Source organism: Shewanella sp. LC6, from assembly GCF_006385735.2.
In the GTDB taxonomy this organism is placed as follows: domain Bacteria; phylum Pseudomonadota; class Gammaproteobacteria; order Enterobacterales; family Shewanellaceae; genus Shewanella; species Shewanella xiamenensis.
The window spans coordinates 1,064,028-1,081,868 of the sequence record NZ_CP043902.1; the positions used below are offsets into that span (position 1 = coordinate 1,064,028).

Below are 17,841 nucleotides of genomic sequence, written 5' to 3' on the forward strand. Positions count from 1 at the left end.
TATAGAAACACGCGTTAAGGCATAGCAACTTTGTTAAACCTGATGCGATTTCATTCTATATCATTTGTGACATAATATGTCGATGTTTAAATTTGTTAGGGATTATTATGGCCGTACAAAAAGACAGTAATAAGTCATTGTCTCCCCTCATCACTCAAGCCGCAGAGCGCCATTGGGCACGTCTCGCTGAAGTATGGTCAGAAGGACTGGCAAATTTAACGCCTGCGCAGCAGCAGGAACTAAAAAACGTTTTAGGATTAAGCGATTATATCGCGGCGCAGTTAACTCGTTCTCCTGAATGGATCAACACCCTGTTTGCCGATGATTTGCAGCAAGTCGAACGAAAATTGTTTGATGCCCAGTTACGCGAGCTATTAACCAGCGCCACTACCGAAGACATGGCAAAACGCCTATTGCGGCGATTCCGTAATTATCAAATGGTGCGGTTAGCATGGCGAGACTTTTTAGATTACGCCAGCTTAGAGGAGTCTTTGCTCGATCTTTCTGCGCTCGCAGAGGCGTTAGTTATTGGCGCAAGGGATTGGCTTTATAAAGAGATGTGCGCGCAATACGGGACACCAATGGATAAGGCGGGTAATCCTCAACCGCTATTAATTTTGGGTATGGGAAAACTCGGTGGCCGAGAGTTGAACTTCTCTTCTGATATCGATCTGATTTTTACTTTCCCAGAACATGGTGAAACCGTTGGTGGTCGTCGTAGTCTTGATAATCAACAGTTTTTCATCCGAATGGGACAGAGGCTCGTTAATTTACTCGACCAAATTACTGTTGATGGTTTTGTATTCCGCGTCGATATGCGCCTGCGCCCTTATGGCGAGAGCGGGCCTTTAGTCGTGAGCTTTAGTGGTCTTGAGGATTATTACCAAGAGCAAGGGCGTGATTGGGAGCGCTATGCCATGGTTAAAGCCCGCTCGCTCGGGCCTTGGGATCATTTTTCCGACGAGCTACACAGTTTGTTGCGCCCCTTTGTTTATCGCCGTTATATCGATTTTTCGGCGATTGAATCCCTGCGAAAAATGAAACAACTTATCGCACAAGAAGTCCGCCGTCGTCAGTTAACCGACAATATTAAGCTCGGTGCGGGAGGGATTCGTGAGGTGGAGTTCGTTGTACAAAGCTTCCAGTTGATCCGTGGTGGTCGTGAACCCTCGCTGCGCCAGCAAAGTCTGTTTGGTGCTATGGGCACCCTTTATAGCCTTGGGCAGTTTGAATATCTGGCGGTCGATGAGCTAAAACACAGTTATTTATTGCTGCGCCGTGTCGAGAATCTTTTGCAAGCGATTGATGATAAACAAACGCAAACCTTGCCGAATAATCCTCTCGATTGGGAGAGGCTTTGTTATGTGCTAGAGATAGCTAATGAAACTGATCTTCGTACCCATATCGAGGCGGCGATGGCGAAAATTCATCGTCACTTTAAGGCTACCGTTGGCGGCGAAGAAGGCGAAGAAAAAGCCGAGCATTGGACAGCGCAGTTGTGGAACGTACAGCAGGATGATCACGCAATCAACTTGTTAGCTGAGCAGCAGATTGATGATGAAAAACTCTGGCCTTTACTGAGTCGTTGGCGTGAAACCGTGACGAAACGCTCGATTGGCCCGCGTGGACGTGAAACTCTCGATAAATTAATGCCAAGGTTGCTCGACGAGTTGCTTAATCAACCTAGCCCTTCAGCGGCTTTTGAGCCCGTGTCTAAAGTGCTTGAGCAAATTTTAACGCGTACTACCTACCTTGAGTTACTGTGCGAAAACCCCGGCGCCCGTCAGCAACTGGTGAGTCTGTGCTGCGCAAGTCCTTGGATTGCGGTGCAACTTGCAAAGTTTCCTATGCTGCTTGATGAGCTTATCGACCCAGCGCATCTATACGATACAACTTCGCTGGATGATTATCCGAGTGAACTGCGCCAGTATCTGCTGCGGGTACCAGAGGATGATATGGAGCAGCAAATGGAGGCGCTGCGTCAATTTAAGTTATCGCAACAACTTAAAATTGCCGCCGCCGATGTCACCGGTGTATTGCCTGTGATGCAGGTGAGTGACCATTTGACTTTTTTGGCTGAAGCCATTATCGAACAAGTGGTGATGCAGGCATGGCAGCAGATAGCGGTGCGCCATGGCGTGCCAAGTTATCTAGCGGAAAGCAGCGACACGGGCTTTGCGGTGATTGGGTATGGCAAGTTAGGGGGTATTGAGCTGGGTTATGGCTCAGATTTGGATTTGGTTTTTCTGTATGAAGCGCCGGAAAATATGACCAATAGCCTAACCAATGGTGATCGACCGATTGAAGTTGGTCATTTTTACCTTAAACTTGCTCAACGTATTCTGCACTTATTCTCGACCCGAACGACCTCGGGTGAATTGTATGAAGTGGATATGCGCCTGCGTCCTTCTGGGGCATCGGGTCTTATGGTGAGTGAGATCGCCCGCTTTAGTGAATATCAAACCCAAGAGGCGTGGACATGGGAACATCAAGCGTTAGTGCGTTCACGTTTTGTGTTTGGTGATAATAGCTTGGCTGTCAAGTTTAGCCAAATCCGCGCTTCAGTCTTAGAGCAGCCAAGGGACAAAGACGAGCTTAAAAAAGCGGTTCGTGAGATGCGGCAGAAGATGCGCGACCATTTGCTTAAGGTTGCCGAAGGTGAGTTTGATTTAAAACAGAGTCCTGGCGGGATTGCGGATATTGAGTTTATTGCACAATACTTAGTGCTCGCCAATGCCCATGAGTACCCTGAGTTGTCAATTTGGTCAGATAATGTGCGTATCTTCGGCGTGTTGGCTGAGCTTGAGCTCTTGCCACTGATGAGCGCTCAACATTTAACCCAAAGTTATTGCTGGTTAAGGGATGAAAATCATCGCCTAACTCTACAGCAAAAATCAGGGAAGTTGGCTTACGCCGATGTAGCTGCTCATGCGGAGCGGATACTCGCCATTTATCAGACGATACTTGAGTAAGTAAAAACAAGTGAATCAAGTAGTGAGTCGATGCTTGATATAGAATTGGAGCGAGCTATGCAATTACCTCCTATCCCTGAGAATGAGTTGCAACGTTTAGCCACCTTAAGGGCATTGAATATACTCGATACCGATGCCGAGGAAAGATTTGACAGGATCACTCGGCTGACTCGGCGGATCTTTGCTCTGCCGATTTGCGTGGTGACCTTAGTTGATGCAAATCGTCAATGGTTTAAATCCCGCCAAGGATTAGCGGTGACGGAGACATCAAGGGATGTTTCGTTTTGCGCCCACGCCATTAATCACGATGGTATTTTTATCGTTAACGATGCCTTAACGGATCCCCGTTTTCACGATAATCCTTTAGTCACTCAGTCTCCCCATATTCGTTTTTATGCTGGTTATCCTTTGACTATTCATAGCGAATATCGGGTGGGGACGTTGTGCTTAATTGATAATGAGCCGAGGGAATTTAGCGAAGATGATATCGAAACCTTAACGGATTTGGGGCAGATGGTTGAGGCTGAGTTGTTGTCTATTGCACAGAATACTTTAGATCCTTTAACGATGATTTCTAATCGGAGAGGATTTGAACTCCTTGCTTATCAATCTCTTGCTAGTTGTCGACGCATGGATTCTCAGGCAGCGTTAGTCTTTTTTGATCTGGATTTTTTTAAAGAGGTCAATGACCGTTTTGGCCATCGCAAGGGCGATCAGGTACTTTATGATTTTGCCCATATTTTAATGGCGGCATTTCGGGAATCAGATGTAATCGCGAGATTAGGTGGCGATGAGTTTGTGGTGCTATTAAGTTTAGTGCAGCCCGATACCGTTGGCTTTGCCATCAAACGATTTCAATTATTACTTGACCAATATAATCAACAACATCCACAGCAAAACTCCTTAAAAACCAGTATAGGTATCGCCCATTGGTCGCCTGATTCGGATATCAATCTTGAGGATTTACTCGATGCTGCCGATAGGGCAATGTATCAGGATAAAGCCGAACATCATTCAAAAAAACCTTAATGGCGGATATAAAAAGGGAGACCTGAGTCTCCCTTATGACAAATTGTTATCCGGTAATTTGCATTATCCAGTGTTGGTACAAGGGTAAACCGATTAACACGTTCACCGGAAACGTAATCCCGAGGGATGCTAACATAGCGAGTCCGATATTCGCTTCGGGAATTGCGGCTCGTATGGCGGCGGGTGCGGCAATATAAGAGGCACTGGCACTTAAACCTGCAAGCACTAAGATGCTTCCGGCAGGTAACTCGAGCCATAACCCCACTCCAATCCCACACCATGCCAAGATAAAAGGTGTGACGGCGGCAAACACTAATAAGCGCCACTGCTGCAATGGGAGTGGTAAACAGACTTTCGCTGTGACTAATCCCATCTCCAGTAAAAACAAGGCCAGTAGCGTTTTAAAACCTCCTAGTAATACAGGACTAATGGGTGCAAGCCCTGTCGGACCATAAAGCCAACCGATGACGACTCCACCCACTAGGAGTATTACGCCGCGGCTGGTCAAGGCCTCATGCAGTATGCTCGATTGCTGAGTATTAGGCACTGTAGCTTCTAGCGGCTGTTTAGCGCTTAAATATCGGTGTAACCAGAGCATAACCACAATCGCTGGGAGTTCGAGTAACACCAAATATAAGGTGGTTTCCGGTCTTAATATCATCCCTGATTTTTCCACCATGGCGATAACAACGGCAAATGTGCCTGCGCTGACCGATCCATAATGGGCTGCAATACTAATGGCATCCGTGCGTCCGAGCCGAACTAAGCGCGTGAGCACAGGGTAAAGTACTAATGGGATGATCAAACCCAGTGCAACAACAGCAACGAGTTCAGTGATCACTAAGTGTTGAGTATGACCATGCAGTGCCATTCCGCCCTTTAACCCTAAGGTCAGCATTAACAAAATGGATAGGGTTTCGTAAATGGCGGGTGGCACTTTAAGGTCGGATTTGACTAAGCCTGCGAGCAAACCTAAGGCGAAAAATGCAATGACAATATCTGGCATAAGTATCTCATTAATAAAGGCATTAATATTTTAAGGCTATCATTTTATTTGAAAACCATTGAACGCTGGAGATTCTGAACCTAATTCGATATATTGAAAAATAAATTATTTGCTAATTAGGTATAGATAATTATCTATGGATAAATCTTCTCAAGGTCAATTAAAACTACGGCATTTGAGTTTTCGGTTACTTGAGGTTTATGTGCAGGTGGTTCGATTGGGCAATATTTCGGCGGCGGCTCGCACCCTGCACCTTACTCAGCCCACAGTGTCACTGCAACTTAAAAAGTTAGCGGATATTTTGGGCGAACCTTTGCTGAACAGTATTGATGGCCGTATGTCGCCAACCTTAATAGGGCAAGAGCTTTACCGAGCCGCCTGCGATACTTTGAGCCGCTTTGAAGATTTCGATGCCTTTATCCAGCAAGCCAGAGGTGGCAGCATTGGCCATATCAATATCGGTTTAGTGACTACGGCAAAATATGTGGTACCACGGATTTTAGGGGCGTTTTATCGGCAATTTCCGCAGGTCAAAGTGACCTTAAATATCGGTAACCGCGCGCATATTTTGGGACGATTTGAGCGCCAAGAAGATGATTTATATCTCTTCAGTCATCCACCCAGTGGTGAGCAAGTATTATCGGCGAGGATCATTAAAAATCCGCTGCAGCTTATTGCGCCTAAGGATCATTGGGCGGTTGGCCGTCAACAAGTTCGCTTTAGTGAATTGAAGCAAGAGCGTTTTATTATCCGCGAGCCCGGCTCGGCAACCCGCCTGATGTTTGAATCTTGGTGTAGCGCTCAAGGGATCGCCTTGAGTGAAACGATGCAAATTGAGAGTAATGAAGCGATCCGCTTGAGCGTGGCATCAGGCTTAGGCTTATCGGTTATTTCAGCGCACACTTTGCAGGAAGGGCGTGAAAAACCCGCAATCTTGTCAGTGAACGGATTTCCGCTGGAGAGTAATTGGTATCTTGTTGGCCGTCGGGACAAGCGTTTGCCCTATGCCGCAATGCAGCTTGTGGCGTTTATGGCGACCCATCTTGCCGAGTGTATCGAACCAGAGTGGGTTGCGGCGGATATCCAGCAGTTAAGTGCTATCTTTGCGCCTGAAAGTTTGTCTTGGTAAAGGGTTACGGCAGAGGTTGACCGCTGCCGCTTCTTTGGGCGTGTTGAGGGTTCAGGATTGTTTTGTGCTGTGGCTCATTTCGATTAGCCGACTATAGGTGCGTCGAAACTCAAAACTGAGGGCGCCGCCTTGGTAGAGGTCCATCAGTGGGACGTCGCAGCTTAAATATAAACTGACATCTTGATCGTATAACTCATCGATAAGGCTGATAAAACGCCGAGCAGGATCATCGTTGGCGGCGTAGGAAAGTTGCCGCTCTCCCGTAGTGGCCGCTTGGTTTGCACCAGTGCCATCCTCAGTGCCGCGGGCACGGATCCAACTTTTTACTTCGCCGCCCAGTTTGGGAACACCGCTCAGCATTACGATCTTAAATCGACTGGCAATTTCGATGTAATCGAGTTGTGAGCGCGGGCCATCACACAGGGCATAAAAGTCGAACCAAGCGACGGAGGGGAGATGGCCTTCAGCTGTGGCGCGCACGACGGGGATATCCCGCTGGCAGACTCGCAGAGTTCTTGTTTGAACAGTGTTTGCGCCTTGAGTGAGTGTGGTAAAAATACCATCAAAATCCAGTGTGCCACTTAGTCCAATATGGTTTGAGATGGCGGCGATGGCCTCTGCCGACGGTTCGTGATTCAAGGCGTGCAACCTGTGGTCTTGCTCGCCATTCAGATGCAGCATTTGGGTATGGGCCAGGAGCTGGGCAATGCAGGGTAAAAATCTGTGCCTTGCTAGGCCATTTTCATATAAACGTTCGATGGGAATGTTGGATGTGGCAATCAGCACGACTCCTTGGGCAAACAAGGTTTCAAACAATCCGGCGAGGATCATGGCATCGCCAATATCTGAGACAAAAAACTCATCGAAGCAGAGTACCTTACACTCCTTTGCTAAATTTTTTGCAATCAATTTAAGGGGATCGCGCTGCCCCGCATGTTCCTTTAAGGCTTGGTGCACTCGCGCCATAAAGCGGTGAAAGTGCAATCTCAGTTTTCCTTGCTGTGGCAGAGCATCAAAGAACAAATCCATCAGAAAGGTTTTACCGCGACCGACATCGCCCCATAGATATAAACCTTTGAGTGGCTGAGCGTCTGTTCTACCAATAATCTGCTGATACAACTTATCTAAGGCGAGCACTGCCTGCGCCTGCGCGGGATCTTCAATCAGCTCGGCGCCGATTTTGGCTTGATAAATGGCTAATGGTGTTTGGTTTTGAGTTGAGGGTGACAACGGGTTGAAGGTCATGGAATTTGTCATAAATTGAGTCAATTTTAGGCGGTGCTAGGACCAATATGGGGTGGGATATCAGCCCAATCGTCTTCAGCCTAACATAGATTGTTGCAGGGCTAAAATCTTGTCTAAAACACAGCCTAGTTAAATATCAAAGGAATCCAATGCTTTATTATTGAGAACTTTTAACCTAACATCTTTTTCACAAAAATAATGATCTGGAACTAAACCTATGGGTAGCAAAGGCCATAGTGCCACATTTATCAGTGCCTCAACCGCAATTGAAGGTGAGATGCAACTTGCGGGCACGGCATTCGTTGCGGGGGCATTAATAGGTAAGATCCGCGGTGCTGGACTGATTAAAATCGAGTTTGGCGGTGAGATCACGGGTGACGTGAGTTGTGATGAACTGAGAGTTTGCGGGGTTTTTCGTGGCAAAGTGCGTTGTAATAAGTTAGTGATTGTGAGTTCTGGTGTCGTTGAAGGCGAAGTGTTGAGCCATCAATTAGAGATTTATGAGGGCGGACAATTTATCGGTCAGCGCCTAAAAAATACTGAATTGGATCATTTGCCCGATTTACTTCAGACCTTAGCGCCAGACGTTATTGCTTCCAATGCGAAAACCGATCACGTTAACGCCTTATATGCCAGCGAGCCTAAAGATCATCGGCAGGGAGTACACAAATGGTTGTCCTATGGCGCTGCCGCAGTTGCGCTCATCACGGTTGCTGGAATGATGGCACCAACACCGTTGACTTCATGGTTCACAACCCTTGGTCAAACGGCTTCAACGTCAGTGAGTACTGAGCAGAGTCCGTCAGTGACAACTGAGTCTATGTTGTTATCGCCAGTAAAAGATGACTCTTTAGCGCCGAATGGCGTTATGGCCGCTACCGATAACGAGTCGCAAAATGCTGCATTGATAACCTCGGATAAGGTCGAGACCAGCAGTGCTGAAAATCATCAAGCCCATATGAATATCGACTCGGGCGCTGCTATGGAAGACTTAGCGCAAATGGAACAAGGCCATGCCCAAATGTTACAGCAAGGCAACGCGAGTGATGTTCCTAAGGATAAATTATAACGAGATCAATCATTCACCTTGACCTCCTCTAGTTGCCATCCCGGCAGCTTAGCTGAGAGATCCGCCGAGATTTTGGCGACATCTCCCCGTAAAATGATTAGAGGTTCACCATAAAACGCTTGTTGTGCTAATTGCATCAACTGATTGGGCGATAGTGCCTGCAGTTTAAGGTTTATGGCTTGTATCGATTGTGGATCTAATCTAAGCACCTGTTGATGAATAAATTGGGTTTCGCTCAGGTTAGGATTATCTTGCGTTAACAAGGCTTCGCCAATCAGATAGGTTTTGAGGGCGGCTAATTCCCCTTCGCTTGCAGGCGTTGAAGCCAGCAGTTTCAAATGATCTAAGATCCCCACCACAAAGGCGCCCGTATGTTCTATTGCCGTGCTGCCATAAAACTTGATGCTAGTGGAGAGTGGTGCATTGGCGCACTGACCATAGATCCCGTAGGTCAAACCGCGCTTTTCTCGCAAATCGTAATAGAGTCGTCCGGAAAAACTGCGTCCTAAGAGTGCGGCTAAGCTGCGGCAAGCTAACGGCATATCCCGCGCTGACAAATGCTTATCGTCGAGGGCATACCCTATTCGCATTTGTGTTTGCACACTACCCGGTGCATCAATCAAATACAGCGTGCGGGATTGTGGTGGCTTTTGAGTGTTGATGAGGTGTGATGGAGAGTCCGTATTTATGCGAGTTGGCCACTGGCTGAGGCTCTGCTTAATATCAAACTCGGTTTGCGCATGATTAGGTAAAAATAACTGCCAGTTTGCCTGAGCAAAGGTGTTCTGCTGTAGCCGCGACAGTTCGCTTAGGCTAAGTGAGTCAAACAAGGCCTGATTGTTGATGTTCTTGTTGTAGGGATGTGCTGTCCCTAGGAGTTTGTCCCGCCAGACTTTATCGATTTCGGCGCCACTAAAGGCATTTAAATGCTTATTAAGCTTCAATTGACGACGAATATTATCGATATCGATTGCCGCCGCTTCACTAAATGCATCGGGTTGCCAAAACTGTATCAGTAACTGGTAGAGATGATTAGCTGATGCGGGGCACGTTAAGCTGATATTAATGCTATGCAGCGTGACTCGAGTTTCGAAGGTTTCAAGGCAAGCATCGGCTTGGGTCAGCGCTAGGCTACGAGCTTTTTCCTGAAAGGCGACTTGTAAAATATCAGGATTATCAAAGGGTATAGTGGGGCTAATTGCTACTAGGCTCATTCTGTTACTAAGGTTTTGAGTCGCGCTAGTCGTACGCTGTAACTGGTAAGGTAGGGTGACGCCATTGGGGGTGACATCAATAAAAGGTTGCTCATTGGGAAGATAAATATTCCCGACTTGAGGTAGGTTGGGTTGGGTATCAAAGTTTGCCAAACTGGGCGCTTGAGTTGGGGTAAAGCTAAGCGGCGTCTGCTGACAGGCGCCAAGTATGACTGCAATAAGCCCAATACTCATGGTTTGCAGTGCGTTAGATAATCTTGATGTTGGCATTAAGCAGTTGTATCTGAATGTTTTCATCATAGCACTGCATCCTCTAAATCGTCGCTAACACCTGTGGGTAACCATTCGAGTAAGGTTTTTCCAAAGCGGATATACCAAGGCGGTAACAGATCAACCCTGACCATATTGGGAGTAAAGTATTGCAGGGCAACGCGCTGGATATCCGCTGTGGTTACTGCGTTAATCCTTTCCCATTGCGCCGTTAAGGGATGGGCTTGATCCTGTTTGTCGGTGGCGGATAGTAAGGTGGCTAGGGATTGAGTGTTGTCGAGCTGCCCCAAACGCTGGTTTAACCAGGTTTGCTTGAGCTGACAAAGCGTTGCATCACTTATGCGAGTTTGTTGGGTTTGCTTAACTAACGCTAAGACCATGTCGGTTAGCGCATTAAGGGAGGTTTTTGCCCTTGGCACTAATACCAGATTGGTTATGCCATGATTTTCTAGCTCAAAGGGCAGTGAATAACTCAACATTTGTGCCGGATCGTGCAGGCTGATTTGTGCGAGGGCGCTGCGAGTATTTTGAAATAAATAGCCTTCTAGCAGGCGTATAGCGGCAGCATCGGGATGATTTTTACCTACCGTATGCCAAGCAAGCAGTAAACCGGGCCAAGGGCCACGTTCATCGATGAGCTCCGCATGCACGGGCTTAGGGTTGATTTTTAGCTCGTCAAATTTTGCAATCGGCTGATTAGGCGTGGGCCAAGCACTAAAGTGTTGTGCTATAAGCGACTTGACGTCGGAGGGAAGTGTGCCGACCAGAGATAGCTGCATCGCATCGGGACGATAATGGGCGCTATGAAAGGCGATTAACCGCTCGGGACTTGCCTGAGTAATATCCTCACGGCTACCGATAATACCGTGGCCATAGGGCGTATCTTTAACCTGTGCTAGCAGAAATTCCATCGCACTACGCACATAGGGTTGATTATCTATGGTCTGCGCCATCTCTTGGAGCACGGTTTCTTGCTGATTTTTCACTGTGGTTTCGGTCAAATTGGGGCGAATAAAACGATCGGCCTCGAGGAACAAGCCCAAGGCGAGGGCTTGGCTCGGCAGAGTGACATAGTAATTGGTGTAATCGAAGTGGGTGCTGGCATTAAAGCGGGCGCCTAAGGCGCTTAGCTGTTGTGCATAGGTGTCGCCGGGTGCCTGTTCACTGCCCTTGAATAACATATGCTCGAATAAATGCGCGTATCCCGTTTGCCCCTTAGTCTCGTTGCGCGCCCCCACAGTAAATTGGCTGGCAATGGTGAGGGTGTGTTTATCCTCAAGGGGCAATAAGTGTACGGTAAGGCCATTCGCGAGGGAGTAAGTTTCGATGCGTGATTCTAATTGATATAGCGTTGCAGCGCCTTCGATTTGACATTGTGCCTTGAGCGCTGGACTAAGCAGCATTACCAATATAGCAAGTCCAAGGCGGGTGTGTGTGTTCATTTGGCATCCCATCTCAATTTCCGATTGATGGCATAACGCAGTGATGGTGTTGGCGCGTCAGACACTCGTCGGATTTCATCTAAATCAGTTGAATAGCATTCAGTTTTTGTAAAGAGCTGCTATGATGGCACAGTTCTTTTTCTGGCATAAGTACAAGATATGGTAAGCAGATCTCCGTTCGAATCCTTTCAGTGGAAAAGCGATATTTTTAACTGTGAAAGCACTGATATCGATAATTTTTATCTACAGCTTGAGCAGGAAATGTCCCGTTTGGGGATGGTTGAGAAAAAACTCGGTGACGTGGGCAAATACAGTGTCAGTCTGTATCAGTCACCTGCCGCGAAATCTGGCTTACCTTCGTTATTGATCAGCGCAGGATTTCACGGTGAAGAGTCAGCGGGTCCTTGGGGATTACTGCACTTTTTAAGTGAGGCATCAGTCGAATTATTCGAACGGGTAAACTTAAGTATTTTGCCCTTGGTGAATCCAACGGGGTTTAAACGCGGCCACCGATTTAACAAATTTGGTGAAAACCCTAACCGAGGCTTTGTATTTGAAAACGGAAAACCTAAGGCAAATGAGAGCACCTCAGTTGAAGGTAAATTACTGTTAGAACACGCACAATTACTGATTGCGGCGAGTCGTGATGGTATTTTAACCTGCCATGAAGACGTCTTAAGTCATGAAGCTTATGTTTATTCTTTTGAGCCAAGCCAAGTGCCAGGGCGTTTTAGTCTCGATTTACGCGATACGCTGGCAGGATATTTCCCCATTGCTGTTGATGGTGAGATTGATGGTTGCCCGGTTAAAGATGGCTTGATTTTCAATCATTTCGATACCTCGTTTGAGGCATGTTTAGTGCGCAGTGGCGCGCGTGTTGGCGCCTGTACCGAAACGCCAGCGTTGCAAAACTTTGATCAACGGGTGTTAGCAAATAGCGCGGCAATGACCCACTTCTTGGCGCTATGCGCGCCTTTATGTGATTGATTACAAAGCTTGATTGCAACCAATATAAAAATACCCGCCAAGGCGGGTATTTTTATAGAGTAAGCAGCGTTAACACGCCCTAGCCATACAACTATTGATTAATAATTGTCGGTACGCCTGTGCGCTCGTCCAGTAGCTTTTTGATCACGCTGGAGTCGGTATCAGCTTTGGCAATAAACTTAGCGATGTCTTTTGGTAAAGCAATTGCCACAGGCTCGTTTGACTCAAACTCAGCAATAGTGCGTGATAGCGGCTGATGCACGGCTAAATAACGCTTTCCATCTGGCTCTTCGGTCGCTTTAATCGGTTGGTTCACAAATTGTACACGTGTTCCAACTGGCACTGTTTTGAACAGATGTTCAATGTCATCGTGACGTAAACGCACGCAGCCTTGGCTAACACGTAAACCAATACCGAAGCTTGCGTTGGTACCATGGATGGCATACAAGTTACCAATGTAGAGTGCATACAGTCCCATTGGGTTATCTGGACCTGCTGGCCATACCGCTGGCAGAATCTCGCCCCTTGCCGCATATTCTTTACGAATGCGTGGCGTTGGTGTCCATGTCGGGTTAGCACGTTTACGTTGCACGCTGGTTACCCAGTTTTCTGGCGTGTCTTTACCAATTTGGCCAATACCGATAGGTAGAACTTCCACGGTATTTTTGCCTTTTGGATAGTAATACAGACGCATTTCAGCAACGTTGATAACTATGCCTTCACGTGGCGCATTGGGCAGAATTAATTGTTTAGGAATTAACAATTTACTGCCTGGCTTTGGAAGAAACGGATCAACACCAGGGTTTGCTTCCAGCAAGTTGCTTAGGCCGAGTTGGAACTGAGCGGCAATATCTTCGAGGGTATGTTTACCCTCTGGCACTGTGTAATACAGGTTCTCGCCAACTAACCGGCTCTTAGAAGACGGTAAAGGGTATTCCGTTGCTAAAGCGGAGAGACTTGGAAAAACCAAAGTCAATAATAAAGCTGTGGTGCGAAGCATACTCATAAGCGGATACTACGATTCCTGTTAATAAAATAACCTGTTTTACGCGGCAGTTTCTTCCCAAAATCGGGCGGCAAATTGTAATACACAATGCACTGGCGCGCGAAGCTCGCATCCTTCCTTATTTTGGATATTATTTCAACTGAAATATGGTTCATAAAGCGTATTTATTGCTTATTTTAGCTTTAAACGTTTTGCGAGCCGATGCAGATTACCTGGGTCAACTCCTAATGTCCTTGCCGTGGCAGCCCAATTGCCAGTATGTGTGGTAAAGACTTGTTTGATGTAGTTGCGCTGAAATGTGTCGGTTGCTAGGGATAAGCTAACAAACTCTTGCTGGATTTGCGTTGCATTGCTCAACGGCGTAATTGCCAATGAACTCATTTTTGAGGTGTTAAGTGTAACAGGTAAATCGAAATGTTGTGGCGCAATGGTGCAGCAGCCGTCCTGTGCGGTTACGCGTGCTAGAACCGTCGCCCTATGGATAGCGTGTTCTAGTTCGCGTACATTACCCGGCCAAGTATATTGATTGAGCAAGAGTAGGCTACTGTTGCTGAAGTTAAGTTGTTTCATCCCGAGTTTTTGCCTGTAGCGTTCAGCAAAGAATCCGCTCAGAAGTGTGATGTCCTGTTCGCGCTCCCGTAAGGGCGGAACCAGTATCGGAAAAACACTTAACCTATGGTAAAGGTCTGCCCTAAAACGACCTGCAAGCACTTCTGTCTTAAGATCTTTATTAGTTGCGGCTATGATGCGGACATCGACTTTTAGGCTGCGATCATCACCTACCTTTTGTATGTCGCCATATTGTAAGACCCGCAATAACTTGGCCTGGAGTGTGAGGGGCAGTTCGCCAATCTCGTCTAGAAAGAGTGTCCCTTTGTCGGCCATTTCAAATTTGCCACTGCGATGGCTAATTGCACCTGTAAACGCACCTTTGATATGACCAAAGAGTTCGCTTTCGGCAACCGATTCGGGGAGTGCTGCACAATTTAGATAGACCAATGGTTTACTGGATCTTGCAGATTTTTGATGTATCGCCTGGGCGACTAACTCCTTGCCTGTGCCGGTCTCGCCCAAGATCAGCACATTCAGATCACTATGGGCTACGACTTCAATCTCTCGGTTTAAACTTTGCATTAAGGGCGAATGGCCAATGATTTCGGCATTCTGGCTCAGGTTAGGGCTATTTTCTTGTGCATGGGTTGAATGGCTGTTTAGGGCCATACGTTCAAGTTTTTCAACCAGTAAAGCATTACTTAAAGATGCTGCGGCAATGGCACTTAAACTGCGTAGCTCGGCATTGCTGAATTGATCAAATTGCAGAGGATTAAAGGCATCGATAGTTACGGCCCCGATAAGCTGTTCATCGGCAAATAACGGTAGTCCAATACAGGCATGCACTTTTAATGCGCCTGTTTGATTGGGGATTAAACCATCGTAAGGGTCTGCAAGTTCACTGTCAGCCGGGAAGCGTACTATATCCCCCGCACGGGCAATAGCCTCAAGCCTTGGGTGCTCATTAAGGATAAAACGTCTGCCTAGTACGTCATCATTCAAACCATCGATGGCGAGTGGGGTAAAATACTGACCATGAAACGTGAGTAGCGCAGCGGCATCACAGTGTAAGTTTTCTCTAACGGTGATGAGGAGCCGTGAGAAGCGGTCTCTATGGGCTAAACCTGAGGTGATATCGAGGGCGATACGGGTAAGATCGGTTTGACTAAGGGCCATAAAAACTCCAGCAGCTAGATTACCCTGATTTATACCATTGATTGTTATATTGACACATGTAGTTTAAACACGACTAACAGCAAAATGCATGCAGGAATGACTCACCGCAACGTAGCTGCTAGAGATTAGGCAACCAAGGTGCCAGCAATGGCACCTTGGTGTGGGACTAACCGGTTTTTAGTATCGTGTTAGTGGTCTGGTAATAATTGCTCCCCTTGTAACTTTGCAGGTTTATTCAGGGCTTTTCTAATTAAGTCAAATAAGAAGGTGCCCATCAATAATCCGCCGATACTGAAGATGATATCCCCAAACATACGCATCCATACCAGTCTTTCAACCAGCGGACTATGAATGACCTCTGGTGAGCGGGCATACCAATAGCCGTGGTCGATGACCGCAAAAAACTGCGTAATCCCCACAGGTAATAGTGACATAAACACCATAGCCGCTAGGCCAATATTGAGGCTCCAGAAGGCGCCTTTGAGCATTTTGTCATTCCACTGCATATTGCCAGTTAGACCGCGCAGACAGAAAAGCATTAGCCCCATGCCGAGCATGCCATAAACCCCCATAAAGGCGGCGTGACCATGGGTGGCAGTGGTGTTTAATCCTTGAATGTAATAGAGCGAGATTGGCGGGTTGATTAAGAAGCCTAGCATACCGGCACCGACCAAGTTCCAAAACGCGGTAGCCACAAAAAACATAATCGCCCAGTGATAACGCTGCATCCATGGACTGGCTTTACGCAAGCGGTAGGTTTCCATTGCCTCAAAACCTATGATGGCTAAAGGCACCACTTCTAAGGCCGAGAAAATTGCGCCCCAGGCGATAACCGATGTTGGTGTGCCAGTAAAATAGAGGTGGTGTAAAGTGCCGATTAAACCACCAGTTAAGAAGATCACTGTTGTAAACAAGACCGCACCGTTGGCGCTACGGCCACGGATTAAGCCCAAACGTACCAGCATTAAGGCGATAACGGCAGTCGCAAAGGTTTCGAAGAAGCCCTCAACCCACAGATGTACTACCCACCAACGCCAGTATTCTGCAATCGCTAAGTTGGAGTGTTTGCCCATAAAGAGCCCAGCGCCATAGAACAAACCAATTGCAACGCAGGAGGCATAGAGTACCCAAATAACAGGGCGCATCTCGCCTTGAACTTTGAGGGCGGGTTTGATGGCGGCGGTGACGAGGGCGAGCCAAATCAATAATCCAACGAGAAGTAAGATTTGCCATACTCGACCAAGATCTATGTATTCATATCCTTGATGACCAAAGAGAAAGTTCATATCGAGGTCAAAATACTGTTGTACCCCAATCCATTCGCCCGCCATTGAACCGAGCACAACCACCACTAAGGCTACCCAGAGTACGTTAACGCCTATTCGTTGATATTTGGGTTCATGGCCCGATAACGCAGGAGCAATATACAGCCCTGTACCTAACCAAGCAGTGGCGATCCAAAATACGGCTAATTGGGTGTGCCAAGTACGCGTTACTGAATAGGGGAGTATTTCCGCAATAGGTAAACCATAAAACTCTTGGCCTTCTACCGCATAGTGAGCGGTAATGCCTCCGAGTAAAATTTGCAGTAAAAAGAGGCCTATCGCCGTAATGAAGTATTTGCCGACGGCTTTTTGTGAAGCGGTTGGTTTAGTGAAAAACAGCGGGTCTTGTTCCGACGGCTTAGGCAGACTTTCGTGCTTACCGCTGGCATGGTGCCATAGCAATCCACCAATACCCGCTATCAGGGTCACGATACTGAGTATCGACCAGACAATATTATCCGAGGTGGGAGTATTGCCTAATTGAGGATCGAACGGCCAGTTATTGGTGTATGTATAGGGTGCATCTGGGCGTTCAGTGATGGCAGCCCAAGCCCCCCAAAACAGGAACGCATTAAGTTGTTCTCGGCGTGTAACATCGGGCACTGTACCCTCTTTCATGGCGTATTGTTCGCGTAGTGAACTGAGTTTAGGGTCATCACCAAACAAGGATAAATAGTGTTGATTAACCGTGCGAATTGCTTCTACCCGTGTGGTCGATAGCCTAATAAGCTGAGTGCCATCGATCTGTTGTTCAACACTGTTATGGCGTAAATCATCCCTTAATGCTTGTTCAAGCCCCGCTTTTTCTTGGGAGCCTAGTTGCTCGAAAGGCGTTTGATATTGTTGCTTGGCGCGCAGGTCGAGCCAAGCTTGGGCTTCTCTGTGTAACCAGTCTGCGGTCCAATCGGGGGCGACATAGGAGCCATGTCCCCAAATCGAACCGAGTTGATGGCCGCCCATTGAGCGCCATACTAATTGACCTTGTTCTATATCATGTTCACTAAAGATAACTTGGCCATTCACATCGACAAATGCACTGGGAATGGGTGGTTTTTCTCGATAAATTTCACTGCCTACGCTCAGTAGTACAGTAAATGAGGCAATCAACACTAATAATAGTGCGATAGCGGTGAGTTTTTGTTTGCTCATAAATCCCCTTAATCCAACGTCATTTTGATACCTGTAATTTGCTATTGCGCAATATGTGCCAAGTATTTTTGTTATTGAAAATAAAGGAAAAAAATTTAATTTAAATTCTTAACAGTGTCTTTTTGATAGCAATAAAGGTTGTCACAATGACATTAATTGTCTTTATGACAGTCATTGGTGGGCCAATGTTGATAACACAATGAACTATTCAATTTAATGTGCTCTTTCAAGGTATTGCGGCGATAAATATGGTTAGGTGTATGTTTTTAT

The 17,841-nt window shown here is 46.9% G+C and carries 12 protein-coding genes; 5 read left to right on the forward strand and 7 right to left on the reverse strand.

Annotated features, from left to right (window positions below):
• The first annotated feature begins 107 nt into the window (after window positions 1–107).
• Window positions 108–2,972 carry a bifunctional [glutamate--ammonia ligase]-adenylyl-L-tyrosine phosphorylase/[glutamate--ammonia-ligase] adenylyltransferase gene (glnE, locus tag FJD32_RS04790; protein ID WP_140906468.1) on the forward strand — a complete coding sequence of 955 codons (2,865 nt, stop codon included), beginning with the start codon at window positions 108–110 and terminating at the stop codon, window positions 2,970–2,972.
• Between the two features lie 57 nt (window positions 2,973–3,029).
• On the forward strand, window positions 3,030–4,001 hold the full coding sequence (locus tag FJD32_RS04795) for a sensor domain-containing diguanylate cyclase (protein ID WP_037430251.1): 972 nt from the start codon (window positions 3,030–3,032) through the stop codon (window positions 3,999–4,001).
• Between the two features lie 46 nt (window positions 4,002–4,047).
• On the opposite strand, the gene FJD32_RS04800 is transcribed toward FJD32_RS04795, so the two are convergent.
• Window positions 4,048–5,007 (reverse strand): sodium-dependent bicarbonate transport family permease, encoded by a 960-nt coding sequence (locus tag FJD32_RS04800; protein WP_055647754.1) that lies wholly within the window; start codon window positions 5,005–5,007, stop codon window positions 4,048–4,050.
• Between the two features lie 136 nt (window positions 5,008–5,143).
• Here FJD32_RS04800 and FJD32_RS04805 point away from each other — a divergent pair, with 136 nt between their 5' ends.
• The gene (locus FJD32_RS04805; RefSeq protein ID WP_088586753.1) at window positions 5,144–6,136 is read left to right on the forward strand and encodes a LysR family transcriptional regulator; all 993 of its coding nucleotides are present in this window, start codon (window positions 5,144–5,146) and stop codon (window positions 6,134–6,136) included.
• Window positions 6,137–6,187: 51 nt separating this feature from the next.
• On the opposite strand, the gene zapE is transcribed toward FJD32_RS04805, so the two are convergent.
• Window positions 6,188–7,393 carry a cell division protein ZapE gene (gene zapE / locus FJD32_RS04810; protein ID WP_140906469.1) on the reverse strand — a complete coding sequence of 402 codons (1,206 nt, stop codon included), beginning with the start codon at window positions 7,391–7,393 and terminating at the stop codon, window positions 6,188–6,190.
• A 205-nt stretch (window positions 7,394–7,598) separates the two neighbouring features.
• Between zapE and FJD32_RS04815 the strand changes: the two genes are divergently transcribed.
• On the forward strand, window positions 7,599–8,450 hold the full coding sequence (locus FJD32_RS04815) for a polymer-forming cytoskeletal protein (protein WP_140906470.1): 852 nt from the start codon (window positions 7,599–7,601) through the stop codon (window positions 8,448–8,450).
• A gap of 5 nt (window positions 8,451–8,455) precedes the next feature.
• Here FJD32_RS04815 and FJD32_RS04820 read toward each other — a convergent pair whose 3' ends face one another.
• Together FJD32_RS04820 and FJD32_RS04825 are read right to left on the reverse strand one after the other, a co-directional pair.
• Entirely contained in the window at window positions 8,456–9,934 is a 1,479-nt protein-coding gene (locus tag FJD32_RS04820; RefSeq protein ID WP_140906471.1) for an insulinase family protein, read from the reverse strand.
• A gap of 26 nt (window positions 9,935–9,960) precedes the next feature.
• Complete coding sequence (locus FJD32_RS04825; protein ID WP_140906472.1) at window positions 9,961–11,376, reverse strand: pitrilysin family protein; 1,416 nt, start codon at window positions 11,374–11,376, stop codon at window positions 9,961–9,963.
• A 159-nt stretch (window positions 11,377–11,535) separates the two neighbouring features.
• Between FJD32_RS04825 and FJD32_RS04830 the strand changes: the two genes are divergently transcribed.
• On the forward strand, window positions 11,536–12,363 hold the full coding sequence (locus tag FJD32_RS04830; protein WP_037421721.1) for a M14 family metallocarboxypeptidase: 828 nt from the start codon (window positions 11,536–11,538) through the stop codon (window positions 12,361–12,363).
• 91 nt (window positions 12,364–12,454) lie between these two features.
• Here FJD32_RS04830 and FJD32_RS04835 read toward each other — a convergent pair whose 3' ends face one another.
• The 3 genes from FJD32_RS04835 to FJD32_RS04845 all read right to left on the reverse strand — a co-directional run bounded on the left by FJD32_RS04835 (window position 12,455) and on the right by FJD32_RS04845 (window position 17,571).
• Window positions 12,455–13,369 carry a L,D-transpeptidase family protein gene (locus tag FJD32_RS04835; protein WP_037421718.1) on the reverse strand — a complete coding sequence of 305 codons (915 nt, stop codon included), beginning with the start codon at window positions 13,367–13,369 and terminating at the stop codon, window positions 12,455–12,457.
• A gap of 171 nt (window positions 13,370–13,540) precedes the next feature.
• On the reverse strand, window positions 13,541–15,097 hold the full coding sequence (gene norR / locus FJD32_RS04840) for a nitric oxide reductase transcriptional regulator NorR (RefSeq protein WP_140906473.1): 1,557 nt from the start codon (window positions 15,095–15,097) through the stop codon (window positions 13,541–13,543).
• A gap of 188 nt (window positions 15,098–15,285) precedes the next feature.
• Window positions 15,286–17,571 carry a nitric-oxide reductase large subunit gene (locus tag FJD32_RS04845; protein WP_037426066.1) on the reverse strand — a complete coding sequence of 762 codons (2,286 nt, stop codon included), beginning with the start codon at window positions 17,569–17,571 and terminating at the stop codon, window positions 15,286–15,288.
• Window positions 17,572–17,841: the final 270 nt, after the last annotated feature.

Bases quoted from the DNA above. Each gene is read 5' to 3' on its own strand.
- glnE (WP_140906468.1), top strand. From the start codon at position 108: ATGGCCGTACAAAAAGACAGTAATAAGTCATTGTCTCCCCTCATCACT.
- FJD32_RS04795 (WP_037430251.1), top strand. From the start codon at position 3,030: ATGCAATTACCTCCTATCCCTGAGAATGAGTTGCAACGTTTAGCCACC.
- FJD32_RS04800 (WP_055647754.1), bottom strand. From the start codon at position 5,007: ATGCCAGATATTGTCATTGCATTTTTCGCCTTAGGTTTGCTCGCAGGC.
- FJD32_RS04805 (WP_088586753.1), top strand. From the start codon at position 5,144: ATGGATAAATCTTCTCAAGGTCAATTAAAACTACGGCATTTGAGTTTT.
- zapE (WP_140906469.1), bottom strand. From the start codon at position 7,393: ATGACAAATTCCATGACCTTCAACCCGTTGTCACCCTCAACTCAAAAC.
- FJD32_RS04815 (WP_140906470.1), top strand. From the start codon at position 7,599: ATGGGTAGCAAAGGCCATAGTGCCACATTTATCAGTGCCTCAACCGCA.
- FJD32_RS04820 (WP_140906471.1), bottom strand. From the start codon at position 9,934: ATGCCAACATCAAGATTATCTAACGCACTGCAAACCATGAGTATTGGG.
- FJD32_RS04825 (WP_140906472.1), bottom strand. From the start codon at position 11,376: ATGAACACACACACCCGCCTTGGACTTGCTATATTGGTAATGCTGCTT.
- FJD32_RS04830 (WP_037421721.1), top strand. From the start codon at position 11,536: ATGGTAAGCAGATCTCCGTTCGAATCCTTTCAGTGGAAAAGCGATATT.
- FJD32_RS04835 (WP_037421718.1), bottom strand. From the start codon at position 13,369: ATGAGTATGCTTCGCACCACAGCTTTATTATTGACTTTGGTTTTTCCA.
- norR (WP_140906473.1), bottom strand. From the start codon at position 15,097: ATGGCCCTTAGTCAAACCGATCTTACCCGTATCGCCCTCGATATCACC.
- FJD32_RS04845 (WP_037426066.1), bottom strand. From the start codon at position 17,571: ATGAGCAAACAAAAACTCACCGCTATCGCACTATTATTAGTGTTGATT.